The 26,750-nt window shown below is 67.5% G+C and carries 18 protein-coding genes and 1 pseudogene; 13 read left to right on the top strand and 6 right to left on the bottom strand.

All coding sequences use genetic code 11. The annotated features are described in order from the left end of the window. Window positions 1–103: 103 nt before the first annotated feature. A complete protein-coding gene (locus SKC42_RS09115) occupies window positions 104–1,072 on the bottom strand; it encodes a sulfotransferase family protein (RefSeq protein ID WP_442932060.1) in 969 nt (322 codons plus the stop codon). A 347-nt stretch (window positions 1,073–1,419) separates the two neighbouring features. Next, window positions 1,420–1,635, bottom strand: coding sequence for a hypothetical protein (locus SKC42_RS09110; RefSeq protein ID WP_330963982.1), 216 nt, complete (start codon window positions 1,633–1,635; stop codon window positions 1,420–1,422). A gap of 6 nt (window positions 1,636–1,641) precedes the next feature. Between SKC42_RS09110 and SKC42_RS09105 the strand changes: the two genes are divergently transcribed. From SKC42_RS09105 to SKC42_RS09085, 5 genes are all read left to right on the top strand, one after another. Beyond that, a complete protein-coding gene (locus SKC42_RS09105; protein WP_330963981.1) occupies window positions 1,642–2,841 on the top strand; it encodes a hypothetical protein in 1,200 nt (399 codons plus the stop codon). A 99-nt stretch (window positions 2,842–2,940) separates the two neighbouring features. Then, window positions 2,941–4,611 carry an MFS transporter gene (locus SKC42_RS09100; protein WP_330963980.1) on the top strand — a complete coding sequence of 557 codons (1,671 nt, stop codon included), beginning with the start codon at window positions 2,941–2,943 and terminating at the stop codon, window positions 4,609–4,611. 216 nt (window positions 4,612–4,827) lie between these two features. Next, window positions 4,828–5,247, top strand: a complete 420-nt coding sequence (locus SKC42_RS09095; protein ID WP_330963979.1) for an MmpS family protein — start codon at window positions 4,828–4,830, stop codon at window positions 5,245–5,247. Then, the gene (locus SKC42_RS09090; protein WP_330963978.1) at window positions 5,244–8,117 is read left to right on the top strand and encodes an MMPL/RND family transporter; all 2,874 of its coding nucleotides are present in this window, start codon (window positions 5,244–5,246) and stop codon (window positions 8,115–8,117) included. The genes SKC42_RS09095 and SKC42_RS09090 overlap by 4 nt, the downstream gene beginning before the upstream one ends. A gap of 31 nt (window positions 8,118–8,148) precedes the next feature. Next, window positions 8,149–11,064 carry an MMPL/RND family transporter gene (locus tag SKC42_RS09085; protein ID WP_330963977.1) on the top strand — a complete coding sequence of 972 codons (2,916 nt, stop codon included), beginning with the start codon at window positions 8,149–8,151 and terminating at the stop codon, window positions 11,062–11,064. Between the two features lie 24 nt (window positions 11,065–11,088). On the opposite strand, the gene SKC42_RS09080 is transcribed toward SKC42_RS09085, so the two are convergent. The 3 genes from SKC42_RS09080 to SKC42_RS09070 form a co-directional block, all read right to left on the bottom strand. Continuing rightward, a complete protein-coding gene (locus tag SKC42_RS09080; protein WP_330963976.1) occupies window positions 11,089–11,670 on the bottom strand; it encodes a PE family protein in 582 nt (193 codons plus the stop codon). A gap of 48 nt (window positions 11,671–11,718) precedes the next feature. Then, window positions 11,719–12,264, bottom strand: a complete 546-nt coding sequence (locus tag SKC42_RS09075) for a PE family protein (protein ID WP_330963975.1) — start codon at window positions 12,262–12,264, stop codon at window positions 11,719–11,721. Between the two features lie 248 nt (window positions 12,265–12,512). Beyond that, window positions 12,513–13,814, bottom strand: a complete 1,302-nt coding sequence (locus SKC42_RS09070) for an adenosylmethionine--8-amino-7-oxononanoate transaminase (RefSeq protein WP_330963974.1) — start codon at window positions 13,812–13,814, stop codon at window positions 12,513–12,515. A 61-nt stretch (window positions 13,815–13,875) separates the two neighbouring features. Between SKC42_RS09070 and SKC42_RS09065 the strand changes: the two genes are divergently transcribed. From SKC42_RS09065 to SKC42_RS09030, 8 genes are all read left to right on the top strand, one after another. Beyond that, window positions 13,876–14,337 carry a hypothetical protein gene (locus SKC42_RS09065; RefSeq protein ID WP_330963973.1) on the top strand — a complete coding sequence of 154 codons (462 nt, stop codon included), beginning with the start codon at window positions 13,876–13,878 and terminating at the stop codon, window positions 14,335–14,337. A 315-nt stretch (window positions 14,338–14,652) separates the two neighbouring features. Beyond that, window positions 14,653–15,450 carry an NlpC/P60 family peptidoglycan-binding protein RipD gene (ripD, locus tag SKC42_RS09060; RefSeq protein ID WP_330963972.1) on the top strand — a complete coding sequence of 266 codons (798 nt, stop codon included), beginning with the start codon at window positions 14,653–14,655 and terminating at the stop codon, window positions 15,448–15,450. Between the two features lie 88 nt (window positions 15,451–15,538). Next, complete coding sequence (locus SKC42_RS09055) at window positions 15,539–17,671, top strand: acyltransferase family protein (protein ID WP_330963971.1); 2,133 nt, start codon at window positions 15,539–15,541, stop codon at window positions 17,669–17,671. A gap of 93 nt (window positions 17,672–17,764) precedes the next feature. Then, the gene (glgX, locus tag SKC42_RS09050; RefSeq protein ID WP_330963970.1) at window positions 17,765–19,957 is read left to right on the top strand and encodes a glycogen debranching protein GlgX; all 2,193 of its coding nucleotides are present in this window, start codon (window positions 17,765–17,767) and stop codon (window positions 19,955–19,957) included. Between the two features lie 3 nt (window positions 19,958–19,960). Beyond that, window positions 19,961–22,273: a malto-oligosyltrehalose synthase gene (gene treY, locus SKC42_RS09045; RefSeq protein WP_330963969.1), complete on the top strand. Its 2,313-nt coding sequence runs from the start codon at window positions 19,961–19,963 to the stop codon at window positions 22,271–22,273. After that, window positions 22,266–24,002, top strand: coding sequence for a malto-oligosyltrehalose trehalohydrolase (treZ, locus tag SKC42_RS09040; protein ID WP_330963968.1), 1,737 nt, complete (start codon window positions 22,266–22,268; stop codon window positions 24,000–24,002). The genes treY and treZ overlap by 8 nt, the downstream gene beginning before the upstream one ends. An 80-nt stretch (window positions 24,003–24,082) precedes the next feature. Further along, the gene (locus SKC42_RS09035) at window positions 24,083–24,997 is read left to right on the top strand and encodes a class I SAM-dependent methyltransferase (protein WP_330963967.1); all 915 of its coding nucleotides are present in this window, start codon (window positions 24,083–24,085) and stop codon (window positions 24,995–24,997) included. Between the two features lie 237 nt (window positions 24,998–25,234). Continuing rightward, the gene (locus SKC42_RS09030; protein WP_330963966.1) at window positions 25,235–25,825 is read left to right on the top strand and encodes a mismatch-specific DNA-glycosylase; all 591 of its coding nucleotides are present in this window, start codon (window positions 25,235–25,237) and stop codon (window positions 25,823–25,825) included. Here the strand turns inward: SKC42_RS09030 and SKC42_RS09025 are convergent. Next, window positions 25,803–26,680: pseudogene (locus tag SKC42_RS09025) on the bottom strand (aminotransferase class I/II-fold pyridoxal phosphate-dependent enzyme); the annotation flags it as partial. The gene SKC42_RS09030 and the pseudogene SKC42_RS09025 overlap by 23 nt on opposite strands. Window positions 26,681–26,750 lie beyond the last annotated feature (70 nt).

The following is a 26,750-nucleotide window of genomic DNA, read 5'->3' as shown; positions in this document are numbered from 1 at the left end:
ACCCTCCCTGTTCAGCCGCTCGGGAGCATAACCCAATGCCGGCACTGTCCAATAGCCATCAAAACGTTTTGGGGCAGTGCCAATGCGCGACACGCCTCCGCTGTCAAGCCCAGGTCTCGCTGCGCCGGCGGGCGATTGCGTTGATCTCCAGGAATAACTTCACTACCGGTATCGGCACCAGCCGGTAACGGGTGTGCAGGCGACGGAAATCCTCGAACGCCGTGCGGAATCCTTTTTCGCTGGCCCGATACGCCTCGAACGTGCGATCCAACTCGGACTGGTCCCACGGCTCGTCCCGCGCCGCCGCGCTGAGCGTTTCGTAGGCCCGCGAAAACCAATTTCCACCGAAGAGCTCGGCCTCAGGTCCCTTGTGACGGTGGTTGCGGAGATTCGGCGCTAGGAACGCCTCGATCGCAGCCTCATTCGGGGTGTCGAGGTCGATCGCGAGCGCCGTGGAAATCCGCGTCAATTCGCGGCGCCAATTTCCCAGAAGATTCGTGTACTCGACGAACACCCGCGGCACCTCGCGGGTGCCCCGCTCGGCCAGCAGACTGTATTTGAGCCACAATGCGCCACCGAGTTCGGGCGAAGTCCCGGCGGCCGCCGTCGTCGAACTGATGCACTCCTGTGGATGGCGCACCGCGATCACGGCCATCGGGGCGAACCCCGCCTGCCGCGCCGCTTCGAACCACAGGCCGGACAGCACGGTGATCTTTGGGTCCTTGATGACCACGACCGGCGCGGTTGGCAGCGCCCTGAGGTAGGCCCGGATCTTTGCGACGTAGGCGGCCCGCTCGGCGGCGTCGAAGGCACCTTCCTCCTGCAGGCACAACGTCGGGTCGAACCCGGCGCTATGGTGGCGGCGCAGGATCGCGCCGTTGAGATTGACGGCCGCTCGGGGCTCCCAGAAGCCGCCCGGATATCTCTTGATGGCGCCCAGCAATCGGGGTGGGAGCGTCGCACCGCACAACGAGATGACCCGCGTCAGCGCCGAGGTTCCGGAGCGGGCATAGCCCAGCACGAACAGCGCGACCCGCCGGTCGGCGGTTGCGGGCTCCGGAGTGAGGGTCACCAGCGCTCCCGGACGAGATGACGGCGCTTGGTCACGACAACACGATAAGGGTCCGCCCCTATCCCCGTCGGATTTGGTGGAAAGTGGACACGGGCAAGAACCGAAATGTATGCATTTTTGTCGTGGCCCCTCCGGGCGTTTGACGCGCCGGGTCGGGCGCGCACCGAAGGAGGTGTCGCCAATCGCAATGCCACCATTGCCAGGCGAGGACAAGCGCCACACGAACGCGATCCGATAATCGTTGAACCGGGCGACAACCCGGCCGTCCGGACGCGGCACGAGTCGTCACACGGTGTACGCTCCGCCGAAAGTCGCGGGCCAAATTCAATACCTGTCGTCGGAGGCTGTCAGTGTCGGGCCGGATATCTCGTGAGCGATTTTCGTTCAAAGGGCGCTCCGCCCATGGGTCGGAACGCGCCGATAACCGGCTCACGTTTGTCGACCAGGCGTTCTTTGCCGGGCAACGTGCCGCCGGCCAAACGGAAGTGATGCAGGTCGTCTGGGTTTATGAGCACCCCGTCGACTTCGAGGCGCTGCGGCGTCTCCACCACAATCTCCGGCACGGTTTGTTGGCAAGGCTTATCGAACGTTCACCGCTGCCGTTCGGCCGGCATCGGTGGGTATTGGACCGGGGGCCCGCGGAAATCGATTTCGCACCGTGCGCCCGTCCGCGTGCCGAACTCAGCGACTGGGCCGACGAGCGGTCACAACTGCCCGTCGACCCGGAATCGGGCCCGGGGTGGCACCTCGGCGTCGTTTCCCTGACCGATGGCTCGACCGCCATCAGCCTGGTCGCGTCGCACTACCTGCTCGACGGCATCGGCTTCATGATCGCGATCATCGAGGCGATTCAGGCCAACACGTACGATTTCGGCTACCCGCCGCCACGTTCCCGCACCCGGCTGCGCGCGGCGGTCGAGGACGCCCGCCAAGCAGCCCGCGACGCACCCGAGGTTGCCCGCGCGCTGGTAGCGGCGGCAAGCCTGTTCCGCAGGCAGCGCCGTGCTGGGGGGCAACCGCCGGCCCCCGCGCCCGTGGCCGTCGGCCCCGAGGGCGACGACGGGGACACAGGGCTGGTCGTTCCGCCGGGTATCACGATCTCCATCGACATGGACGATTGGGATGCCCGCGCGGAATCCCTTGGCGCATCAAGCAATACGTTGGCCGCCGCGCTGACGGCCAAACTCGCGGAGCATCTCGGGCGCCGACGCGACGGTGACGGCGCGGTCACCGTGCAACTCCTCATCAGCGACCGCACCGAGGGCGACACCCGCGCCATCGCCGTGTCCTTGGCCCGCGTCAGCGTGGACCCGGCGCAAGTGACAACCGATCTGCGGGATGCCCGCGCGGCGATCAAGCAGGCGCTGACGGATCTCCGCGAATCGCCGGACGAGGCGTTGGGCCTCGCCGCGTTGGCCCCCTTGACACCGAAACGGACGTGGCGGCGCGGCGTCGAAGCGGGGTTCGCCGACCCGGCACGGCCGGTGGTCTGCTCCAACCTGGGCGACGTGGGCTCGGTGATAAGCCTGGTCGACGGCACCCACTGCGACTACGCCTTCGCCCGCGGGATCAGGCAACGCGTGGCTCGGCAGTGGCTCGACCGCTCAGGGGGGCAACTGCAATTGCTGTCGTTGCGGACGCCGGTGCTGCGCAAGCTCTTCATCCACGTCGTCGCCTATCAACCGGGCGCCGACAATACGAAGCCCGCCCTGCGCCGGCTGGCCGCCCGCGCGCTGGAGGAGTTCGGCCTGACGGGCGCGATCGACTAGACGTCCGGCCGATCCCCGGCGAATCGTCCTTTTCGCCCGATAAAGGTGTAGAACCTTTATTGCACCCGTGTTGATCAGCCGGATGGGAGATTCTTCGCCATGGCGACCCCCCCGGACGCGAAGAGCGGGCAGTCACCCGTGAACGACGGGGTGCGCGGAACGGCAAACCCCGCCCTCGCGGAACCGGGCGCCCCGGCCGGGCTCGCGACGGGCCAGTTCGTCGCCATCGTCAGCGCGCTCGGCGGCATCCAGCTCCTGGCGATGATGGACGGCACCGTCGCCCTCTTCGCGCTTCCCAAGATCCAGAACGAGCTGGAATTGTCCGATGCCACCCGGAGCTGGGTGATCACCACCTACGTCCTGGCGTCGGGCGGCCTGATGCTGCTCGGCGGCCGGATCGGCGACGCCTTCGGCAGGAAACGCACCTTGATCGTCGGCGCCGCCCTGTTCACCATCACCTCGGCGTTGTGCGGCGTGGCTTGGGACGGCAGCGTTCTCGTGCTGGCGCGGCTGGTGAAGGGGGTCGCCGCGGCCATCGCCGCGCCGACGGCTCTGGCGCTCGTTGCGACCACGTTCCCCAAGGGGCCTTCCCGCAACGCGGCGATGGCCGTGTTCGGCGCGATGGCCAGCGTCGGGTCGGTGCTGGGCCTCGTGGCCGGCGGCGCGCTCACCGAGCTGTCGTGGCGATTGGCGTTCCTGGTCAACGTCCCGCTCGGTCTCCTGGTCGTCTACCTTGCCCGTACCGCGCTCCGGGAAACCGAGAAGGAGCGGATGAAGCTGGACGCCGCCGGGGGCGTGCTGGCCACGGTGGCGTGCACCGGCGCCGTTTTCTGCTTGTCGACGGGGCCGGAACGGGGCTGGTTGTCGGCCGTCGCGCTCGGTTCCGGCGCGGTGGCACTGACGGCCTTCATCGGTTTCGCGCTCGTCGAGCGCAGCGCCGAGAACCCGATCTTGCCGTTCCGCCTGTTCGCGGACCGCAGTCGGATGGCCACCTTCGCGGCAACATTCCTCACCGGCGGAATCACTTTCACCATGGCCGTCATGGTCGCCCTCTATGTGCAGAGCCTGATGGGTTACGGCCCAATGCGCGCGGCCATCGCCTTCACCCCGTTCGCCTTCGCCACGGCCCTCGGCGCCGGCGCGTCCTCGCGGCTGGTGATGCGGTTCCCGCCTCGGGCGGTGGTGATCGTCGGCGCCGCGATGCTGCTGACCGCGATCTTGTATGGCACGACGCTGACCCGCGACCTCCCTTATTTCCCGGACCTGTTGCTGCCCATCGTCATCGCCGGCACCGGCCTCGGCTTGATCAACGTCCCGCTGGGGCTGGCGCTGGTCGCCAGCGTCGGCGTGGACGAAATCGGCCCGGCCGCGGCTATCGCCGTGATGCTGCGCTGCCTGGGCGGCCCACTCGTGATGGCCGTGGTCCAGGCGGCCATCACGTCGAGGGCCCTGCAGCTGGGCGGCACCCACGGGCCCGTGAATTCCATGACCAACGCCCAATTGCACACGCTCGACCGCGGTTACGCCTATGGCTGGCTGTGGCTCGGCGGAGTGGTGATCCTCCTGGCCGTGGCGGCGCTGTTCATCGGTTACACCACGAAACAGGTGGCGCGCGCCCAGGAAATCAAAAAGGACCACCGATTTGGCGCGACCGCCCACCGGCAGCAAATCGCCGCGGCCCGGCGGGAAGACGTAATGGCAGCACATCCGAACCGTGCCAATAGGGCGACGCTTCGGTCCGCGTTCACGAAGATTCGGATCCGTTATTGAACTCGTGTCAGCTAGGGTGGTGCGGTGGTCCAGGGTAGCGTGCGCGACGTTGATCCGGCGCGTTCCAATTTCGCCTACGAGAACGCTCCGGAGGCACCCGCGGGCCGCGGTCCCCGACGCATTCCCTTTCGGCGATCTCGCCCGGCTTCCCAAGCGCCCCAAGGGGGTCGTCCACCCAAGAATCGGCGTAATCCGGCATCGATCGTCTTCGGGCTTTTGCGGAAGCTCTGGATCCCACTGGTCATCCTGGCCGTGATCGCCGGCGGAGGGTTGACGGTGTCGCGACTGCATGGCGTTTTCGGCTCCGAGAAATCCGCGCCGTATGGGAACGCCAGAAAAGACGAGACAAAGTCCTACAACCCGCAGCACCTGAGGTACGAGGTCTTCGGCCCGCCGGGAACCACCGCCTTGATCAGCTATTTCGACGCTGACGGTGAACCTCAGCATGTCGAGGGAGCGGATCTGCCGTGGTCACGGGAATTCGACATCACGGCGGCGACCGCCATCGGCAGTGTTTCCGCGCAGGGCGACAGTGACAGCATCGGCTGCCGAATCCTGATCGACGGCGTGGTCAAATCCGAGAAGGTCACGCATCAGGTGAGCGCATTCACCTCGTGCATGTTGAAGGCCGCATGAGCAACCACCAGTTGACCAATAGTCGACCCCTGGTGGCGCGCACGGTTTACCGATATTCGGTGCTCGTCATCCTCGCGTGGGTGGGGATCATTGCGATGCTGAGTATGGGCGTCCCGGCGCTCGAGCAGGTGGAGAACGAACACGCCGTATCGCTGAATCCGGAAGACGCGCCGTCCTTCAAGGCCGCAAAGCGCCTCAACGAGGACTTCAAGCAATCGGATTCCGGCGGTAGCGCGGCGATGATCGTCTTGGAAGGCCAGCAACCGCTGGGAGAAGAAGCGCACAGATATTACGACCGCCTAATCCTGCAGCTGAAAGACGACACGAAGCACGTCCGGCACATTCAGGACTTCTGGGGTGACGTGCTCACCCGGGGCGCCGCTCAAAGCTCCGACGGCAAGGCCGCATATGTCCAATTGTCGCTCGCGGGCAAATCCGGCCAGGCCGCGGGCAATGAATCGGTCGAAGCCGTGCAGCACATCGTCGCGAGGACGCCCGCGCCACCCGGGGTCAACGCCTACGTCACCGGGCCGGCGGCGATCTCCGCGGACATGAGCCACAGTGGCGACCGAACCATCGCGACCGTCACCGCCGTCAGCGTCGCGGTCATCTTCGTCACCTTGCTGCTGGTCTACCGGTCGATCCTGACCGTCATCCTCCTGCTCGTGGTGGTCGGCATGGAATTGCAGGTGGCCAGGGGAATCGTCGCGTTCCTCGGCCACTTCGGCGTGATCGGCCTGACCACCTTCGCCGTGAACCTGCTGGTGTCCCTGTGCATCGCGGCCGGGACCGATTACGGCATATTCTTCATTGGGCGCTACCAGGAAGCGCGCCAGGCCGGCGAGGACCGGGAAACGGCCTACTACACCTCGTACCGCGGCGTCGCCAAGGTCGTGGTGGCGTCCGGCATGACCATCGCCGGCGCGCTGTTCTGCCTCAGCTTCACCCGGCTGCCATTCTTCAAAGCCCTAGGCGTCCCGTGCGCGGTGGGCGTCTCGGTCGCGGTGGCCGTCGCGGTCACCCTGATTCCGGCGGTGCTCGCCGTCGGAACCCGCTTCGGCGTCTTCGATCCCAAGCGCAAAATCCAGGTTCGCGGATGGCGCCGGGTGGGCACGGCGATCGTCCGATGGCCCGGGCCCATATTGGTCGCGACTTTGGCGATCGCCCTTCTCGGGCTGTTGACGCTGCCGGCATACAAGCCCAGTTACAACGACCAGAAGTACATCCCCAAAGACATCGCGGCCAACCTGGGTTTCGAGGCGGCGGCGCGACACTTTCCCGCTTCCGCCATGATGGCGCCCGAAATGTTGTTGGTCGAGACGGACCACGACCTTCGCAACCCCGCCGATTTTCTGGTGCTGGACAAACTCGCGAAGGCGGTTCTCGCCGTTCCCGGTATTTCCAAGGTGCAGTCCGTGACGCGGCCGCAGGGCACCCCCATCGCGCACACGACGATCCCGTATCTGCTCAGCATGCAGCTAACCGGCCAGAAACAATTCATGTTCTTCCAGAAGGAGCGCATGAACGACCTGCTCAAGCAGGCCGACATGGTGACCGATGCGGTCAACATCATGCAACACACGTACGAACTGCTCCAGCAGATGGCCGCCACCACCCATGATCTCGTGAGCAAAACCCGTGAAGTGCAGGACATTACGAAGCATCTGCGCGACAATGTGGCGGATTTCGAAGACTTCTTCAGGCCGCTTCGCAGTTATTTCTATTGGGAGAGGCACTGTTTCGACATTCCCATCTGCTGGTCGCTGAGAAGCATCTTCGACGCGATCGACGGGGTGGACCTGCTCACCGACAAGCTGAGCGATCTGTTAATCGACCTCGACCAGATCGACGTGCTCCTGCCGCAGCTGTTGACGCAATTCCCGGAAATGATCGCGATCATGCAGACCTCGCGCACCATGCTGCTGACCATGCACAGCACCATGTCCGGCGTCATGGGGCAGATGGACGACAACAGCGGCAATTCCAGCGCCATGGGTAAGGCATTCGACTCCGCCCAGAACGACGATTCCTTCTATCTACCGCCGGAAGTCTTGAAGAACAAAGACTTTCAACGGGTCATCAACATCTTCTTGTCGCCAGACGGCCGCGACGTCCGCATGCTGATCTCCCAGAACGGCGATCCGGCGTCGCCCGAGGGCATCTCGCGAGTCGAGGCGATCAAGAGCGCGGCTCAGGAGGCGCTCAAGGGCACCCCGCTGGAGGACTCGAAGGTCTATCTGGCCGGCACCGCGGCGCTGGTGCGCGACATCGTCCAGGGCTCCACGTTCGATCTGGCGATCGCCGGCGTGGCGGCGCTGTGCCTCATCTTCATCGTCATGCTGATCATCACGCGCAGCTTCATCGCCGCGCTCGCCATCGTCGGCACGGTCCTGCTCTCGCTCGGCGCGTCATTCGGGCTCTCGGTATTCATTTGGCAGTTTCTGCTCGGCGTGCAGATCCACTGGGCAGTGCTGGTGATGTCGGTGATCATCCTGTTGGCGGTGGGCTCCGATTACAACTTGTTGCTGGTCGCCCGCATGAAAGAAGAATTAGGCGCCGGGCTCAACACCGGAATCATTCGTGCGATGGGTGGCACCGGAAAGGTCGTCACCAACGCGGGCCTGGTCTTCGCGTTCACCATGGCATCCATGGCCGTCAGCGACCTGCTGAGCATCGGCCAGGTGGGCACGACGATCGGCCTGGGTCTGCTGTTTGACACGCTGATCGTGCGCGCGTTCATGACACCCTCCATCGCGGCGCTGCTCGGGCGCTGGTTCTGGTGGCCGCAGCGCGTGCGCCCCCGACCCGCCAGTTCCCTCCTCCGCCCCACCGGCCCTCGCCCGCTGGTGCGTGCCCTGCTGCTGCGATAGCGGGGATCGGGTGCAGACATTGCCGGCGACCATGAGCACAGAACCGCCTCGGCGCCCGCGGACCGCGCGGACGATCCGCGCGGTGTCGCCACTGATCATCCTGGCGTGGGTGGCCCTGACGGCGCTCGTGACTCTCGGGGTCCCGCAGTTGGAGGAGGTCGGCCGGGAACACTCCGTACCGCTGGCCCCGCAGGACGCCCCGTCGGTGCGGGCGATGGCCAGCATGGGAAAGCTCTTCAAGGAATCCGATTCGGACAGTTTCGCCATGATCGTCCTGGAGGGCAGGCAACCGCTGGGGGACGACGCGCACACCTACTACCGGACGTTGATCGGCAGGTTGCGCGACGACCGCCGGCACGTCGAACACGTGCAGGACATGTGGGGAGATCGAATCACCGCGGGCGGCGTGCAGAGCCCTGACGGCAAGGCCGCGTACGTGCAAGTCAATCTGGCCGGCAATCAGGGCACCACCCTGGGACAAGAATCCGTAGCGGCCGTCCGCGGCATCATCAAACAGCTGCCCCCGCCCGCGGGTGTCGAGGTCCATCTCACCGGCCCGGCCGCGCTGGTCCCGGACATGCAGCGCAGTGGCGACGCTTCCCTGCTCAAGATGACCCTGGTCAGCGCCGTGATCATCTTCTTCGTACTGCTCATGGTCTACCGCTCGATCACCACGGTGATCCTGGTGTTGCTGGGGGTCGGGATCGAAGTGGGGTCGGCACGCGGGATCATCGCGTTCCTCGCCGACAACAACGTCGTCGTGCTCTCGACGTTCGCCATCAACTTGCTGGTTGCCCTGTCGATGGCGGCCGGGACCGACTACGCCATCTTCTTCTTCGGCCGGTACCAGGAGGCCCGCCAGGCCGGCGAAGACCCGGAAGCGGCCTACTACGCCACCTACCGTGGGGTCGCCCCCGTCGTCCTGGGTTCCGGGCTGACGATCGCCGGGGCGATGCTGTGCCTGAGCTTCACGCGAATGCCCATCTTCCAAACCATCGGGGTGCCGTGCGCCGTCGGCATGATCGACGCGGTCGCGGTCGCCCTGACGTTGGTGCCCGCGGTCCTCGTCGTGGGCAGTCGCTTTGGCCTGTGCGACCCCAAACGCAAGATCGCACAACGTCGTTGGCGCGGGCTCGGCACCGCGATCGTCCGCTGGCCCGCGCCGATTCTCGTCGCGACCCTGGCGGTGGCGCTGGTCGGCCTCATCACCCTGCCGGGCTACCAGACCAGCTACAACGACCGGAATTACCTGCCCGAGGACCTTCCCGCCAACCTGGGCTATGCCGCGGCCGACCGTCATTTCTCGCAGTCGAGGATGATGCCCGACATCCTGATGATCGAGTCTGACCACGACATGCGGAATCCGGCCGATTTTCTGGTGCTACACAAGTTGGCCCGCGCCATCTTTCGCGTTCCGGGCATTGCCCGGGTGCAGGGCATCACCCGACCCGAGGGCACGCCGATCGAGCACACGTCCATACCGTTCATCATCAGCATGCAGAACGCCGCCATGCTCCAGAACGTCAGGTTCATGAAGGACCGCATGAATGACATGCTGACGCAGGCCAATCTGCTGGCTAGACAGATCGAGATCATGAAAAAGCTGTATGCCCTGCAGCAGCGGCTCACCGCCCTGACTCATGACTCGGTCGGCATCGCAATCGAGATGAATGTGGTGGTGGACGAGCTGAGGGATCACCTTGCGGATTTCGACGACTTTCTACGCCCGCTGCGCAGTTACTTCTACTGGGAACGGCACTGCTTCGATATCCCGATCTGTTATTCGCTGAGGTCCATATTCGACACCTTCGACGGCATCGACGATATCAGCGACAAAATGAAGGAACTGGTCCGCGACGCCATGAAAGTGGATCAGCTGTCGGAGCAATTGCTTCGGCAGCTCCCGCCCCTGATCGCGATCACGGAGGCCACGCGCACCCTCCTGCTGACGAACCACAGCACCATGTCGGGGGTCCTGGGCGAGCTGGACGACACCAGCCAGAACACGACGGCCATGGGCCAGGCGTTCGACGCCGCCAAGAGCGACGATTCGTTCTACCTGCCTCCGGAGGTATTCCAGAACCCCGACTTCCAGCGGGCGATGAGCTCCTTCCTGTCCCCCGACGGGAAGGCCGCGAGGTTCATCGTCCTGCACCAGGGCGACCCGGCCACGCCCGAAGGGATAGCGCGGGTCGACCGCATCAGAACGGCGGCCACCGAGGCCCTCAAGACGACGCCCCTGCAGGGCGCCAAGATCTACATCGCCGGCACCGCGTCCACCTACAAAGATTTCCGCGACGGCGCCCAATACGATTTGTGGATCGCGCTGGTCGGCGCGCTCTGCCTCATCTTCATCATCATGCTCACCCTCACGCGCAGCTTCGTCGCCGCGCTCGTCATCGTGGGCACGGTATTGCTTTCGTTGGGCGCATCGTTCGGGCTGTCGGTGCTGGCCTGGCAATATCTCCTCGGCATCAAGTTGCATTGGATGGTGCTGCCGATGTCCGTGATCGTCCTGTTGGCGGTCGGATCGGATTACAACCTGCTGCTGGTATCTCGCATGAAAGAGGAGATAGCCGCGGGCATCAACACCGGGATCATCCGGGCCATGGGGGGTACCGGCAAGGTGGTGACCAACGCTGGGCTGGTTTTCGCCTTCACCATGGCATCGATGATCTTCAGCGATTTGCGGATCATCGGTCAGGTGGGCACCACGATCGGCCTCGGCCTGTTGTTCGACACGTTAGTGGTGCGTTCGTTCATGACGCCGTCCATCGCGGCACTTCTCGGCCGTTGGTTCTGGTGGCCGCAAACGGTTCGCCCGCGCCCGGCCAGCTTCATGCTCAGGTCGGAAGCGCCCCGCCAGGTGGTGCGTTCGTTGCTGCTTCGGGAGGATCCGCGCGACGACGAACCCGTCACGGCGGAGATCCCGGTCTTGCCGGGTTAGGGCTGGGTTAGGGCAACATTCGGCTCATAGGCCGGGCAGCGACGTCGGAATGAGCCCCGCGATCCTGCCGGGAAGCTGGGCTGTCCACAGTTGCAGCCATTGGCCGGCTTTCTCCACCACCAGGGACGAAAGCACACCCGCCTCGTTTGCGACGTTGATCCAGGCGCTCCCCACCCCGGTGAGGATGTTGCCGTAAATGGTCGCGTCGTTGGTGAGGACGTTCGCCGCGCCGCTCAACAGCGTGAGCACCTGGGGCGGCAGCGAGCCGGTGAGGGTGCTCACATCGGCAGGCGCGGTCGCGTTCCCGAGTTGCGCCAAAGCGGCGTTGGCGGCCTCGGCGGCCGCGTAGGAGTTCGCCCCCGCGGTCAGCTGCTGCACGAACTGCGCATTGAACGCCGCCGCCTGCCCGGCCAGCATGTGGTACTCCTGGGCGGCCTGCGAGAACGCCTGCGCGACTGCCGCCGAAACCTCATCGGCGGCCGCGGGGACGAGCCCGATCGTCGGGGCCGCCGCGTCCAGGTGGGCCGCGCTGACCGCCGAACCGACGGCCGCCACCTTCGCCGCCGCCGCGGTCAACGCCTCGGGCGCCGCCACCAGATACGACATGTTCATCCTCCGCACTTGGTTCTTGCCGCCGGGAACCGTTCCGTCAGCTCAAAACGCCAATACGAACAATTGGCTGGCCTGGACCGCGATGATGGCGACCCCCAGCGCGAAGTACGCCAGGCCCGCCGCCAGGAATGCGAGCAACGGAGGAATCAGGGCGATTTCGAACGCAACGTTCCACACCGCCGCCGTCGCGGTCGCCAATAGATTCCATAAGCCGTTGGCGACGTTGAGCAATTGGCCAGGCAATGCGGCGACGAGGGCGTTCAAATCCAATCCCGCGGCGGGAGTCAGCGGCTGCATGGACGCGGCGCTGGCCAACTCGGTCGCCGCGTACGAATTGGCGCTTGCGGTCAGGCGCTGCACGAATTGCTGATTGAATGCCGCCGCCTGCCCGGCCAGCGCGTGATACTCCTGCGCCACCCGGGAGAACAGGCCGGCGACCGCCGACGACACCTCGTCGGCCGCCGGGGGCAACAGCGCTGTCGTCGGCGCCGCCGCCTCCAGGTGGGCGGCGTTGACCGTCGACCCGACGGCCGCGACGTGGGTGGCGGCCGCCATCAGCATGTCCGGCGCGGCAATCACATACGACATCTCTACCTACCTCCGACCTGATCATTCAATCGACCCGGCGGCACAGCACAGGCATGACTCACGTCACGCACGTTAGGGGACATTACACACAAGTAGAATGACGCGGGGCGGGTTTTCCGCGATCCCGTTGGTTCGCGATAAATCGCTCGGCGGTGCACCGAAATTGCGGTCACCATTTCCCAGCAAAGCCGGCGAAGCCTAGTCGCGGTCCCACTCGGGCGAGACGCAAAGCCCTCGAGGCGGGGATCTCAGACGACCCGCGCGACCTCGACCATCGCGGCGGCGATCTGCGCGATCTCGTCCCCGGAACAGATGTACGGCGGCATCGCATACACGAGGTTGCGGAATGGGCGCAGCCAGACGCCGTGGTCCAGCGCGACCGGGGTCGCGACGGCGAGGTCGACGGGACGCTCGCATTCGATGACGCCGATGGCGCCGCAGACGCGGACGTCGGTCACCCCGGGCAGCGCCCGGGCGGGCTCGAGCCCCTCGGTCAGGCCGGCGCCGATCCCGGCCACCCGCCCTCGCCAGTCCTGGCCGAGCAGGACCTCGACGCTGGCCACCGAGACCGCGCACGCCAACGGATTGGCCATGAACGTTGGGCCGTGCATGAGGGCGCCGGCCTCACCGGCGCTGATGGAGTGGGCGATCTCGGTGCTGCACAGGGTCGCGGCCAGGGTGACGTATCCGCCGGTCAGCGCCTTGCCCACGCACATGATGTCCGGGCTGACCCCGGCGTGGTCGGCGGCGAAGAGTTCGCCGGTGCGGCCGAACCCGGTGGCGATCTCGTCGAAGATCAGCAGCACGTCGTGCCGTCGGCACGCCTCGCGCAGGTCCCGCAGGTAGCGCGGGTCGTGGAAGCGCATCCCGCCCGCCCCCTGCACGACGGGCTCGACGATCACGGCCGCCAGTTCCCCGGCGTGCCGCTCCAGCAGCGCCTCGAACGCCGCGCTGTAGGCGGGATCGTGATCGCGCGGCACCGGCGGGGCGAACACTTGGCGCGCCAGCACGTCGGTCCAGAGCGCGTGCATGCCGCCATCGGGGTCGCAGACGCTCATCGGGGTGAAGGTGTCACCGTGGTAGCCGCCGCGCCAGGTCATCAGGCGGCTCTTGCCGGGCCGGCCGCGACCGCGCCAGTACTGCAGCGCCATCTTGACCGCGACCTCCACGGACACCGACCCGGAGTCGCTGAAGAAGACGGTCTCCAGGCCCGCGGGGGTGATCTCGACCAGCAGCTGCGCCAACCGGGCCGCGGGCTCGTGGGTGAGCCCGCCGAACATGACGTGGTTCATCACGCCCAGCTGGGCCGTCAGCGCGGCGTCGAGGACGGGGTGGCCATGCCCGTGGATCGCGGTCCACCAGGAGGCCATCGCGTCGAGCGCCTCGGCCGGCGCGCCGTCCCGGATCAGCGTCAGCCGGGCGCCGCGCGCCGCGACCGCGACCACCGGCGCCACGGACTCGCCGCCGATGGTGCTGTAGGGATGCCACACGTGCGCGGCGTCGATCGCGCTGATCTGCTCGGGTGTCAACCCGGCCTTCGCCGCGGGCATAGTGGTCGAGGGTAAACAACCGGGTCGCACAAATCCCAACCATCGGGAAGCATGGGACCCCATGGCCTGGCCGCATCAGCCCGAAATCCCCTACCCCGATCACACCGAGGAGCCACCGGTGCCGAAGACTCCCCTCGTCGCGCGGCCGTCGGACGAGGTGAAGCCTCGCGTGCTGCGCCTGCGGGTGGCGGCCTGGGACGTGATCTGCACCATCGCGCTGCTGGCCCTGCTGATCACCCTCGCCACCGCGACGACCTGGCCGGCCCGGCTCTACGGCTTCCTCGACAACGTGTGCGAAGGGGAAACCTGCGGTCCCGTCCCGTACGGCGTGGACTACTACATTCATCCCGTCGTGTGGGGCGGTATCGGTGCGGCGATTGCGGCCGCCGTCGTCGGCCCGTTCGTCTCCCTCCTAAAGGGCTGGTACATGTCCTTCTGGCCGGTGCTCTCCCTCGCCGTCCTCATGGTCAGCTCGGTGGCCGGCTCGATCCTCACCACGTTCAGCGAGCGGTACTGGATCTGACCCGCGCCCGGTGACCCGGACCGGCGCCAACTGAGACCGAAATCACAACTGCGCATAGGCGATTCGTCGTCGCAGTCACCGTCCGGTCACGGTTGCGATAAAAATCCTCCGCGCGTCTCACCAGGCGTTTTCCCGCGGCACCTTTCGTTGTAAAAAGTGTCTGTAGTGACTGGTGTGAAAACTGGGATCCCTCCGAGGGTTCGCATCAAGCTCATGCGGCGGGCATCGGGCCCCGACGAGGAGCCGTCCGGCGCCAGTCGCAACCGCGGCCGACGCGCGCAGTCACCGCGCCGAGGCCCGAGGAAGGAACCCACAATGAAACGCATCCACGCCCTCGCGATAGGTCTGGTGATGCTCGTGGCGCCGTTGCTCGGCCTCGGCATCGCCGCGGCCGACCCGGGCACCAGGCCAATGGACTACCAACAAGCCACCGACGTTGTCATCATGCGGGGCCTTTCGCAGCGCGGCGTGCCGTACGCGTGGGCCGGCGGCGGCCCCACCGGGCCCACACGCGGCAAGGGCTCCGGCGCCATGACCGTCGGCTTCGACGCGTCCGGGCTGATGCAGTACGCCTACGCCGGCGCCGGGATCAGGCTCCCCAGGTCGTCCGGCGAGATGTACCGCTCCGGCCAGAAGATCCTGCCGCAGCAGGCCCACCGGGGTGACCTCATCTTCTATGGCCCCGAGGGGACGCAGAGCGTCGCGATGTACCTCGGGAACAACCAGATGTTAGAGGTGGGCGACGTCGTGCAGGTCTCCCCCGTGCGCGGCACCGGCATGACGCCGTACCTGGTCCGGGTGCTCGGCACGCAGGGGATCCCCACCCAGCAGGCCCCGCTGCAGCAGCTGCCGGCCCAGCAGGCGCCCGCCCAGCAGGCGCCGACGCAACAGGCCCCGCTGCAGCAACAACAGGCGCCCCTCCAGCAGGTGCCGACGCAACAGGCCCCGCTGCAGCAGGTGCCGACGCAACAGGCCCCGCTGCAGCAGGTGCCGACGCAACAGCTGCCTGCCCAGCAGGTTCCCGTCCAGCAAGCCCCGCTGCAGCAGATGCCCCTGCAGGTGCCTGCCCAACAGGCGCCCGTGCAGCAGGCGCCGATCAACACCGCGCGGTAAAACACACCGGCGTTCCGAAGCCGCCACCCGCTCCCCTGCGCGCTCAACAGGGAGCGAGTGGCGGTTTTCGGTAAATTAGCGGGCGATCATGCTTACCCTGTCGCCGCCTTCCCCGCCGCTCGCCACCGTGCAGCCGGTCGACATGGGAACGCGGTCGGCGGGCTTCTATCGCCACGACCTCGACGGCTTGCGTGGCGTCGCGATCGCCTTGGTCGCCATGTTCCACGTGTGGTTCGGGCGCGTTTCCGGCGGCGTCGACGTCTTCCTGGCGCTGTCCGGCTTCTTCTTCGGCGGCAAGATCCTGCGTGCCGCGCTGAACCCCGCGGTCCGGCTGTCGCCGCCGGCGGAAGCCCTCCGGTTGGTTCGCCGCCTGGTTCCCGCGCTGGTCGTCGTGCTCGCCGGCTGCGCGGCCCTGACGATCCTGGTGCAACCGCAGACCCGGTGGGAGACCTTCGCCGATCAAAGCCTCGCCAGCCTGGGCTACTACCAGAACTGGGAGCTGGCCAGCACCGCATCGGACTACCTGCGGGCCGGTGAGGCCGTCAGCCCACTGCAGCACATCTGGTCCATGTCGGTGCAGGGCCAGTTCTACATCGGGTTCTTGCTGCTGATCGCCGGGGGCACCGCGTTCCGGCGGTTCCTGGGCGGCCACCTGCGGACGCTGTTCCTGGTGCTGTTGAGCGCGCTCACGGTGGCCTCATTCGTCTACGCGATCTTCGCCCATCAGGACGATCAGACGACCGCGTACTACAACAGCTTCGCGCGCGCCTGGGAGTTGCTGCTCGGCGCGCTCGTCGGGGCGGTGGTGCCACACGTGCGCTGGCCGGGATGGCTGCGCACGCTGGCGGCCGCGGTGGGCCTCGGCGCCGTCCTACTCTGCGGGGCCCTGATCGACGGCGTCAAGGAGTTTCCCGGCCCGTGGGCGCTGGTCCCGGTCGGCGCCACCATGCTGATGATCCTCGCCGGAGCCAACCTGCGCGCCGGCGAGGACCGACCGCTGCCCAACCGGCTGCTGGCCGCCCGGCCGCTGGTGGCGCTCGGCGCGATGGCGTACTCGCTGTACCTATGGCACTGGCCGCTGCTCATCTTCTGGTTGTCCTACACGGGGCACCGGCACGCCGACTTCGTCGAGGGCACGGCGGTGCTGCTGGTGTCCGGGGCGCTGGCCTACCTGACGACCCGGCTCGTCGAGGACCCGCTGCGCTATCAGTCCGGCGAGGCGGCCGTCACGATCCCCTGGCTGGCCCGCCTGCGCAGGCCGACGATGGCGCTCGGATCGGCGGTGGTGCTGCTCGGCGTCACCCTGACCGCGACGTCGTTCACCTGGCGTCAGCACGTCACGGTGCTGCGGGCCGCGGGCAAGGAGCTGAGCGTGCTCAACGCGCAGGACTACCCGGGCGCGCGGGCCCTGACCGAACACGTGCGGGTGCCCGCGCTGCCGATGCGGCCGACGGTGCTGGAGATCAAGCAGGACCTGCCGCGCTCGACGCGCGACGGGTGCATCAGTGACTTCGTCAACCCGGCGGTGGTGGTGTGCACCTACGGGGACCCCGGCGCGAGCCGCACCATCGCGCTGGCCGGTGGGTCGCACGCCGAGCACTGGCTGCCCGCGCTCGAGCTCCTCGGCGTGGCGCACCACTTCAAAGTGGTGACCTACCTGAAGATGGGCTGCCCGTTGTCCACCGAAGAGGTCCCGCTGATCATGGGCAACAACGCGCCGTACCCGCAGTGCCGGGAGTGGGTGCAGCGCACAATGGACAAGCTGGTCGCCGACCGCCCCGACTACGTGTTCACCACCTCCACCAGGCCGTGGAACATCCGGCCGGGCGATGTGATGCCGGCCACCTACATCGGCATCTGGCAGACGTTGTCCGACAACAACATTCCGATCCTGGCCATGCGTGACACGCCTTGGCTGGTCAAGAACGGCAAACCGGTCGACCCGGCGGACTGCCTGGCCAAGGGCGGCAATGCCCAGTCGTGCGGCGTCAAGCGCTCCGAGGTGCTGGCCGACCACAACCCGACCCTCGACTTCGTTGCGCAATTCCCGCTGCTCAAACCGCTCGACATGTCCGACGCGATCTGCCGCGCGGATCAGTGCAGGGCGGTCGAGGGCAACGTGCTGATCTATCACGGCGCGCACCACCTGTCCCCCACCTACGTGCGGACGATGACGGACGAGTTGGGGCGCCAAATCGGCGCCATCACGGGCTGGTGGTAGCGGCGCTTACTGCGACGATGCGGGCCGGAACGGCCTGAGCAGGAGCCGGGACATCGACCTTCGACCGGACCGCCACGCGGATAAGGTCTACAGATGCCGACCAACAACCCCGCCTCAGAAACAGGCGCTGCTGGTACCCACCGACCCAGGCTGGCCACCGTCTGGCCGGGCACCCCCTACCCGCTGGGAGCTTCCTACGACGGCGCCGGAACCAACTTCTCGCTGTTCTCCGAGATCGCCGAGAAGGTCGAGTTGTGCTTGATCGACGACACCGGTGGCGAGACGCGGATCCCCCTGGAAGAGGTTGACGGCTACGTCTGGCACGCCTACCTGCCGAACATCATCCCGGGCCAGCGCTACGGCTTTCGGGTGTACGGCCCGTGGGGACCGGAGGCCGGCCACCGGTGCGACCCGAGCAAGCTCCTGTTGGATCCCTATGGCAAGGCATTCCACGGCGACTTCCAATTCGGGCAGGCGCTGTTCTCCTACGATCTGAAAGCCGTCCAGGGCGACAATTCTTCCGGGTTCGACCCCGGCACGCCCCCCATGGTCGACTCGCTGGGCCACACCATGACCAGCGTGGTCAGCAACCCCTTCTTCGACTGGGGCTCCGACCGGGCGCCGCTCACCCCGTACCACGAAACGGTCATCTACGAGGCCCACGTCAAGGGGATGACGCAGACCCATCCCGGCATCCCGGAGGAACTCCGCGGCACCTACGCGGGGCTGGCCCATCCGGTGATCATCGACCACCTTAAGGCGCTCAACGTCACGGCTCTCGAGCTGATGCCCGTGCACCAGTTCATGCACGACTCGCGGCTGCTGGATCTGGGGTTGCGAAACTACTGGGGCTACAACACTTTTGGATTCTTCGCCCCGCACAATCAGTACGCGGCCAATCGGACCGCCAGCGTCGCCGAATTCAAGTCCATGGTGCGCACGCTGCACGAGGCCGGCATCGAGGTGATCCTGGACGTCGTCTACAACCACACCGCCGAGGGCAACCACCTCGGCCCGACGATCAACTTCCGCGGGATCGACAACGCCGCGTATTACCGGCTGGTCGACAGCGACCCGAGGCTGTACAAGGACTACACGGGCACGGGCAACAGCCTCAACGCACGGCACCCACACGTCCTGCAGCTGATCATGGACTCGCTGCGCTACTGGGTCATCGAGATGCACGTCGACGGCTTTCGCTTCGACCTCGCCGCCACGCTGGCCCGTGAGCTGCACGACGTCGACCGGCTGAGCGCGTTTTTCGATCTGGTCCAGCAGGATCCGATCATCAGTCAGGTCAAATTGATCGCCGAACCGTGGGACGTGGGCGAGGGCGGCTACCAAGTCGGAAACTTCCCGGGTTTGTGGACCGAGTGGAACGGGAAGTATCGCGATACTGTGCGTGACTACTGGCGGGGCGAACCCGCAACCCTAGGCGAGTTCGCTTCCCGGCTAACCGGGTCGTCGGACCTTTACGAAGCGACCGGCCGGCGGCCGAGCGCCAGCATCAACTTCGTCACCGCACATGACGGGTTCACCCTCAACGACTTGGTCTCGTACAACGAGAAACACAACATGGCCAACGGCGAGGACAACCGCGACGGTGAGAGCCACAACCGCTCGTGGAACTGCGGGGTCGAGGGCCCCACCGACGACCCGGAGACCATGGCGCTGCGCTGTCGCCAGATGCGCAACTTTTGGGCAACGCTGATGCTCAGCCAGGGCACACCGATGATCGCGCACGGCGATGAACTGGGCCGCACCCAGAACGGGAACAACAACGTGTACTGCCAGGACTCCGAATTATCGTGGATGGACTGGTCATTGGTCGACAAGAACTCGGACCTGCTGGCCTTCGCGCGCAAGGTGACCACGCTACGCAAGACCCATCCGGTGTTTCGGCGGCGCAGGTTCTTCGAGGGCGAACCGATCCGCAGCGGCGACGAGGTGCGCGACATCGCCTGGCTCAATCCGAGCAGCCGGGAGATGACGCACGAGGACTGGGGCGAGAGCATTCACAAATGTGTGGCGGTGTTCCTCAACGGCGAGGCCATCACCGCGCCCAACGCGCGCGGTGAACGGGTCGTCGACGACTCATTCCTGTTGTGCTTCAACGCCGGCGAAGGACCCGTGGAGTTCGTGATGCCAAACGACGACTATGCGCAGGAGTGGACCGTGGAACTGGACACCAACCACCCGACGGGTGAAGCCGACCAGGTGGTGAATGCCAAAGAGAAGGTCTCGCTGCCCGCGCGTTCGCTTCTGGTCTTACGTAAGACCATGTGACGCATGCCTTTTCCAATACTCTCGACTTACCGATTGCAGCTGCGTGGTGAATCGAGCGGATTCGCATTCACCTTCGACGACGCTCTGAACCTGCTGGACTACCTGGACGACCTGGGGATCTCGCACGTCTACCTGTCCCCGATCATGACCGCGGCGACCGGGTCCAATCACGGCTACGACGTCACCGACCCGACTACTGTCTCACCCGAACTGGGTGGCGCCGACGGACTGGCGCGGCTGTCGGCGGCGGCCCGAGAGCGTGGCATCGGGCTCATCGTGGACATCGTGCCCAACCACGTGGGAGTCGACCAACCGTGGGAGAACTCGTGGTGGTGGGATGTGCTGCGGCACGGCCGTTCCTCCTCCTACGCAACGTATTTCGACATCGACTGGGACCTCGACGAGGACGGCCGGATCGTGCTGCCGGTGCTGGGTTCCGATGGGGACGCCGCCGACCTGAAGGTCGACGGCGACCTGCTGCGGCTGGGCGATCTGGCGTTTCCCATCGCGCCGGGCACCGGCGAGGGCACCGGGCCCGAGGACGGCGCCCGGGTCCATGACCGCCAGCATTACCGGCTGGTGGGCTGGCGCAACGGCACATGCGGATACCGCCGCTTCTTCTCGATCACGTCGCTGGCCGGCCTGCGGCAGGAGGATCGCGCGGTGTTCGACGCGACGCACGCCGAGGTCGCACGGTGGTTCACCGAGGGACTGGTCGACGGCGTGCGCATCGACCATCCGGACGGCTTGTCCGATCCCTGCGGGTACCTCGCGTGGCTGCGCGGGGTGGTCGGTCCCGACGGCTGGATCGTCATCGAAAAGATCTTGGCCGTCGACGAGGCACTGGAACCCACGCTGCCCATTGGCGGCACCACCGGCTACGACGTGCTGCGCGAAGTCGGCGGCGTCTTCGTCGATCCCGCCGGGGCGCCGGCGCTCACCGCGCTCGTCGAGTCGGCCGGCGTCGACTACGGGGCAATGCCGCAGATGCTGGCGGACCTCAAGGTCCGCTCGGCGACGGAAACGTTGGCGAGCGAACTGCGCAGGCTGCGGCGCAGCATCGTCGCGGCGGCGGGGAGCGACCATCCGCAGATCCCCGAGGCGGTGGCCACGCTGCTCACCCACATCGGCGTCTACCGGTGCGACTACCCGGGGCTGGCGGCGATCATGCCCACGGCGCTCGCCGAAACGCAAGCTGCCGCACCGGAACTGGGTCCCGCCCTGCAGGTGATCGCCGCCGCTCTGGCCGTCGACGGCGAGCCCGCCACCCGGCTGCAGCAGTTGTGTGGCGCGGTGACGGCCAAGGCGAGCGAGGACTGCTACTTCTATCGCGACGCCCGGCTCGTGTCGCTGAACGAGGTGGGCGGCGAGCCGCACCGCTTCGGTGTCGGCGCGGCGGAGTTCCACGACAGCGCCGCCATCCGGGCGCGGATGTGGCCGCAAACCATGACGACGCTGACCACCCACGACACCAAGCGCGGCGAAGACGTCCGGGCCCGCATCGGCGTGCTGTCACAGGTGCCGTCGCTATGGGCGGAGTTTCTCGCGCGCTGGGAGGCCCAGGCGCCCTCCCCCGACCCGGCGACCGGACAGTTCCTGTGGCAGAACATCTTCGGGGTGTGGCCCGTCACCGGAGAAGTGACCGACGCGCTGCGCGACCGGCTGCACGCCTACACCGAGAAAGCCATCCGCGAGGCCGCCTGGCACACCACGTGGAACGACCCGAACGAGGCATTCGAGGCGGCGGTGCACCGCTGGCTGGGCACGGTGCTCGACGGGCCCGTCGCCGGCCAGCTGACCGAGTTCGTCGCGCAGCTCAATCCCCACGCGGCCAGCGACGCGCTGGGCCAGAAGTTGCTCGCGCTGACCGTCCCGGGCATTCCGGACGTCTACCAGGGCACCGAGCTGTGGGACGACAGCCTCGTCGACCCGGACAACCGCCGGCCGGTCGACTACGCCGCCCGGCGCGCGGCCCTGAACGCGCTGGAACACCCCAAGATCCGGGTGACCACGACGGCGCTAAAGCTGCGGAGGTCGCGCCCGGACAGCTTCCTGCGCGGCGCCTACATCCCCGTCCTGGCCGGCGGCGAGGCCGCCGATCACGTGGTGGCGTTCCTGCGGGGTGACGACATCCTGGTGGCGGTGACCCGCTGGACGGTGCGCCTCAAGGAGAAGGGCTGGGGCAACACCGTGATCCCCGTTCCCAAGGGGCGCTGGACGGACGCGCTCACGGGCGCGATGGCGAGCGGCCCTACCGCGGCGGCGCAATTGTTCGGTGAACTGCCGGTCGTCTTGCTGGAGCGCAGCAATGACTGAATTCCGGGTCTGGGCCCCCAAACCCGGACGCGTGCGCCTCGACGTCGGCGGCCACGTCCACCCGATGGCCCGCTCCGACGACGGCTGGTGGCATGTCGACGTCGACGCGGCGCCGGACGCCCGCTACGGCTTCCTGCTCGACGACGACCCGACGGTGCTGCCCGATCCGCGATCACCGCGGCAGCCCGATGGCGTGCACGAACGCTCGCAGTTGTGGGATCCGGCGTCGGCGGCGTGGACCGACGGCGACTGGGCCGGCCGGCCAGTCGAGGGCGCGGTGATCTACGAGCTGCACGTCGGCACCTTCACCCCCGCGGGCACGTTCGACTCGGCGATCGAAAAGCTGCATTACCTGGTCGATCTCGGCGTCGACTTCGTCGAGCTGATGCCCGTCAACTCGTTCGCCGGCACGCACGGCTGGGGTTACGACGGGGTGCTCTGGTACAGCGCCCACGAACCGTACGGCGGGCCGGACGGCCTCGTCCGGCTGGTCGATGCCTGCCACGCGCGGGGCCTCGGCGTACTGATCGACGCGGTGTTCAACCACCTCGGCCCGTCCGGCAATTACCTGCCGAAGTTCGGGCCCTACCTGTCCTCGGCGAGCAACCCGTGGGGCGAGGGCATCAACATCGCCGACGCCGACTCGGACGAGGTGCGGCGCTACATCATCGGGTGCGCGCTGCGCTGGATGCGCGATTTCCACGCCGACGGCCTGCGCCTCGACGCGGTACACGCGTTGGTGGACACCACCGCCATCCACATCCTCGAGGAGATGGCGACCGAAACCGACTGGCTGTCGCAAGAGTTGGGCCGTCCCTTGTCGCTGGTCGCCGAGAGCGATCTCAACGATCCGCGGCTCATCACCCCCCGGGACCGTGGCGGGTACGGGCTGGCGGCGCAGTGGGCCGACGACATCCACCACGCCATCCACGCCGCGGTGTCCGGTGAGCGGCAGGGCTACTACGCCGACTTCGGTTCGCTGGCGGCGCTCGCCCAGACGTTGCGGCACGGGTTCTTCCATGCGGCCACGTACTCGTCGTTCCGGCACCGCCGCCACGGGCGCCCGCTGGACACCACCGAGGGCACGGGCATTCCGGCGACCCGGCTGGTCGCCTACACCTGCACCCACGACCAGGTCGGCAACCGGGCGCTCGGCGACCGCCCGTCGCAGAACTTGACCGCCGGGCAGTGCGCCGTCAAGGCCGCGCTTGCGCTCGCAACTCCCTATACCGCAATGCTGTTCATGGGTGAGGAGTACGGCGCGTCCACCCCGTTCCAGTTCTTCAGCTCGCACCCCGAGCCGGAGTTGGCAAAGGCGACCGCCCAGGGGCGCAAGTCCGAGTTCGCCGAGCATGGCTGGGACGCCGACGACATCCCCGACCCCCAGGACCCCGAGACGTTCTGGCGGTCCAAGCTCAAATGGGACGAGATCGACTCGGGCGACCACGCCCGGCTGCTGCGGGTGTACCGCGAACTCATCGCGCTGCGGCGCGACGATCCCGACATGGCCGACCCGTGGCTGGACCACCTCGCCGTCGACTTCGACGAGGATCAGCGCTGGATCGTCGTCTCCCGCGGGCGGTTGCGCATCGCGTGCAACCTCGGCGCCGAGCCGGTGCGGGTGCCGGCGACGGGCGAGACGGTGCTGGCCTGGGGCGAGCCCGGCGTCGACGGCGACAGCACGGTGCTCGACGGCCATTCCTTCGCGGTCCTGCGCGTGGCCGGCTGAGCTCGCGGGAGCGGGCGTACAGTGGAGACATCACTTAAATGAGCTAACTAACGCGCGTCCGCGCGGAAAGGGGTTCGCGAATGGCCCGCACCGACAACGACACCTGGGATCTGGCGTCCAGCGTGGGCGCCACCGCGACGGCGGTCGCCGCGTCGCGGGCAATGGCATCCCAGGGGCCGGATCCGCTGCTCGACGACCCGTGGGCCGACCCGCTGGTGCGCGCGGTGGGTATGGACATCTTCGTCAAGCTGATCGACGGCGAGCTCGAGCAGCGCGAGGACGACCCCCTGCTGAATCGCCGGGCGATGAACGAGCAGATCACCGTGCGCACCCGGTTTTTCGACGACTTCTTCCTGCGGGCAACGGGCGCAGGTATCCGGCAGGCCGTGATCCTGGCGTCGGGCCTGGACACCCGGGCCTACCGGCTGGGGTGGCCGGCGGGGACCGTGGTCTACGAGATCGACCAGCCCGACGTCATCCAATTCAAGACGCGGACCCTGGCCGACCTCGGCGCCGAGCCCAGCGCCGAGCGTCGCACGGTCGCGATCGATCTGCGCGACGATTGGCCGTCAGCGTTGCGCCGGGCCGGATTCGACGCGGGGCAGCCGACGGCGTGGAGCGCCGAGGGGCTGCTGGTCTACCTGCCGCCCGCGGCGCAGGACCGCCTGTTCGACAACATCGCCGCACTGTCGGCGCCGGGCAGCCGGATCGCGACGGAGCACATGGACATGCGCAACATCCCCGCGGACTGGGCCGAGCGACTGACCGAGCGGTCGCGGCGCATCGGCTCCAACATCAACCTGGCCGAGCTGTTCTACACCGGCGAGCGCAACACGGCCGCCGAATACCTCGCCGCGCACGGGTGGCGGACGGACATCCAGACCACCGAGCAGGCCTACGGCGCCAACGGATTCGAGTTGCCCGACGACGATTTGGCCTCGTTCGTCGGCGCCTCCGGCTACCTCACCGCGACGCTAGAGCCGCCGGCCGGCTAGGGCCCGCGGCTCTGGTGCTCGATGCGGTGCCGGTCGGGCGTGAACCCGTGGCCGACGCCGGCGGGTGGCCCGCCATGCCCGCCCACGACACATAAATCGCGCACACGACATGCCGAAATAGGCGGCAGCTGTTTAAGTCTCGTAGGGTGGAAAAGCCGCATCAGGCCTACCGCCCTGGCCCGCGACGATGGGCGCGGCCGGGGCAGCCGCCGGCCACGGGTATCATCGGCCTCCGCTATGGCCGAGGTCCGATTCACCCGCGACGAACTGAAGCGGTTCCGCGGCAGCACCCTGCCCGACCTCATCTCCGACCAGGTGAAGTTACTGTTCGTCGGAATCAATCCGGGCCTGAGAACGGCGGCGGTGCAGGCGCACTTCGCTCCGCGCGGCAATCGCTTCTGGCCCGCCCTCTACCAGGCGGGCATCACCGATCGCCTGATCGACGCCTCGTCGGGGTTTACGCCCGCCGACCGAAAGTATTTGCTGGGCCGCGGAATCGGCATCACGAATCTGGTCGAGAGGGCGACCGCGGGCGCGGACGAGCTCACGCCCGCCGAACTCGTCGCGGGCCGGCGCACGCTGGACCGTACCGTCGCCCGGTACTCCCCGACCGTCGTCGCGGTCCTCGGCATCACCGCCTACCGGGATGCCTTCGGCGACCGGCTGGCGAAGCAGGGCAGGCGGGTGTCGCCGTTCCCCGCCACGGAACTGTGGGTGGTCCCCAACCCCAGCGGCCGCAACGCCCACGCGTCGCTCGCCGGCCTCGCGCGCGCCTACGGCGAGGCCGCCCGGGCCGCCGGCATCCTCACACGCTCCGACGCCCGGTAGGGAGTACCGCCGCGGCGATCGCGCCGGCCAGCGGGCCATCTCGTCGGCGCTCAAATCGGCCACCGTGACGCGTATTCCGGGCGGTGTTCCGATCCGGAAGCGCGTCCCGGGCGCGGCGGCCCACCCGGCGCCGAGCAGGCGGGTGATCGCGACGGTCTCGTCGGGCACCGGGACCCACACGTCGAGGCCGGAGCGGCGGTGGGCGGCGACGCCACGCCCGGCCAGCGCGTCACACAACCCGGTCCGCCGCGCGCGGTAGCTTTCCTCGGCGTCGCGGACCATGCGCGTCGCCGAGACGTCGCACCACAGCCGCACGGTCAGGTCCTGCAGCAGGTGGCTCACCCATCCCGGGCCGAGCCGCAGGCGCCCGTGCACCCGCTCCACCATGCGGCTGTCTCCGGCGAGCACAGCGACCCGCAGGTCCGGCCCGTAGGCCTTCGACGCCGACCGCACGAACACCCACCGGTCGGTCGAGCCGGCCAGGGTGTGCAGCGGGGCGCCCGAAATGCCCGCGCAATGGTCGTCCTCGATCAGCAGCACGTCGCGACCGGCAACCAGGCCGCGTAGGTCCTCCACCCGTGCCGCGGATAGTGCTGCGCCCGTTGGGTTTTGCGCCCGACCGGTGACGACGAGCGCTCGGGCACCGCGGTCGAGCGCGCGCCCCCCGTCGGCGGGCAACGGCCCGTCATCGTCGACCCGCACCGGTTCGACGGAAAGCCCCAGTGCTGCAACGAGATCCAACAGGTTGGCCCAACCGGGGTCCTCCACCGCGACGCGGTCACCCGGCCGCAGATGGGCGGCGAGTGCGCGCTCGATACCGTCCAGCGCCCCGCTGGTCACGGCGAGGTGGTCAGCCGCGCCGGTGGTCCCGTCGACAATCCGCCAGATTGCGCGCTGCCCCACTGGGCGGGCATGGTGCCGTTAC

This window comes from Mycobacterium sp. 050134, assembly GCF_036409085.1.
In the GTDB taxonomy this organism is placed as follows: Bacteria; Actinomycetota; Actinomycetes; order Mycobacteriales; family Mycobacteriaceae; genus Mycobacterium.
This window is presented reverse-complemented; position numbering and strand designations above follow the sequence as displayed.

Bases quoted from the DNA above. Each gene is read 5' to 3' on its own strand.
- SKC42_RS09100 (WP_330963980.1), top strand. From the start codon at position 2,941: ATGGCGACCCCCCCGGACGCGAAGAGCGGGCAGTCACCCGTGAACGAC.
- SKC42_RS09090 (WP_330963978.1), top strand. From the start codon at position 5,244: ATGAGCAACCACCAGTTGACCAATAGTCGACCCCTGGTGGCGCGCACG.
- SKC42_RS09085 (WP_330963977.1), top strand. From the start codon at position 8,149: ATGAGCACAGAACCGCCTCGGCGCCCGCGGACCGCGCGGACGATCCGC.
- SKC42_RS09080 (WP_330963976.1), bottom strand. From the start codon at position 11,670: ATGTCGTATCTGGTGGCGGCGCCCGAGGCGTTGACCGCGGCGGCGGCG.
- SKC42_RS09075 (WP_330963975.1), bottom strand. From the start codon at position 12,264: ATGTCGTATGTGATTGCCGCGCCGGACATGCTGATGGCGGCCGCCACC.
- SKC42_RS09070 (WP_330963974.1), bottom strand. From the start codon at position 13,814: ATGCCCGCGGCGAAGGCCGGGTTGACACCCGAGCAGATCAGCGCGATC.
- SKC42_RS09065 (WP_330963973.1), top strand. From the start codon at position 13,876: ATGGCCTGGCCGCATCAGCCCGAAATCCCCTACCCCGATCACACCGAG.
- ripD (WP_330963972.1), top strand. From the start codon at position 14,653: ATGAAACGCATCCACGCCCTCGCGATAGGTCTGGTGATGCTCGTGGCG.
- SKC42_RS09055 (WP_330963971.1), top strand. From the start codon at position 15,539: ATGCTTACCCTGTCGCCGCCTTCCCCGCCGCTCGCCACCGTGCAGCCG.
- glgX (WP_330963970.1), top strand. From the start codon at position 17,765: ATGCCGACCAACAACCCCGCCTCAGAAACAGGCGCTGCTGGTACCCAC.
- treY (WP_330963969.1), top strand. From the start codon at position 19,961: ATGCCTTTTCCAATACTCTCGACTTACCGATTGCAGCTGCGTGGTGAA.
- treZ (WP_330963968.1), top strand. From the start codon at position 22,266: ATGACTGAATTCCGGGTCTGGGCCCCCAAACCCGGACGCGTGCGCCTC.
- SKC42_RS09035 (WP_330963967.1), top strand. From the start codon at position 24,083: ATGGCCCGCACCGACAACGACACCTGGGATCTGGCGTCCAGCGTGGGC.
- SKC42_RS09030 (WP_330963966.1), top strand. From the start codon at position 25,235: ATGGCCGAGGTCCGATTCACCCGCGACGAACTGAAGCGGTTCCGCGGC.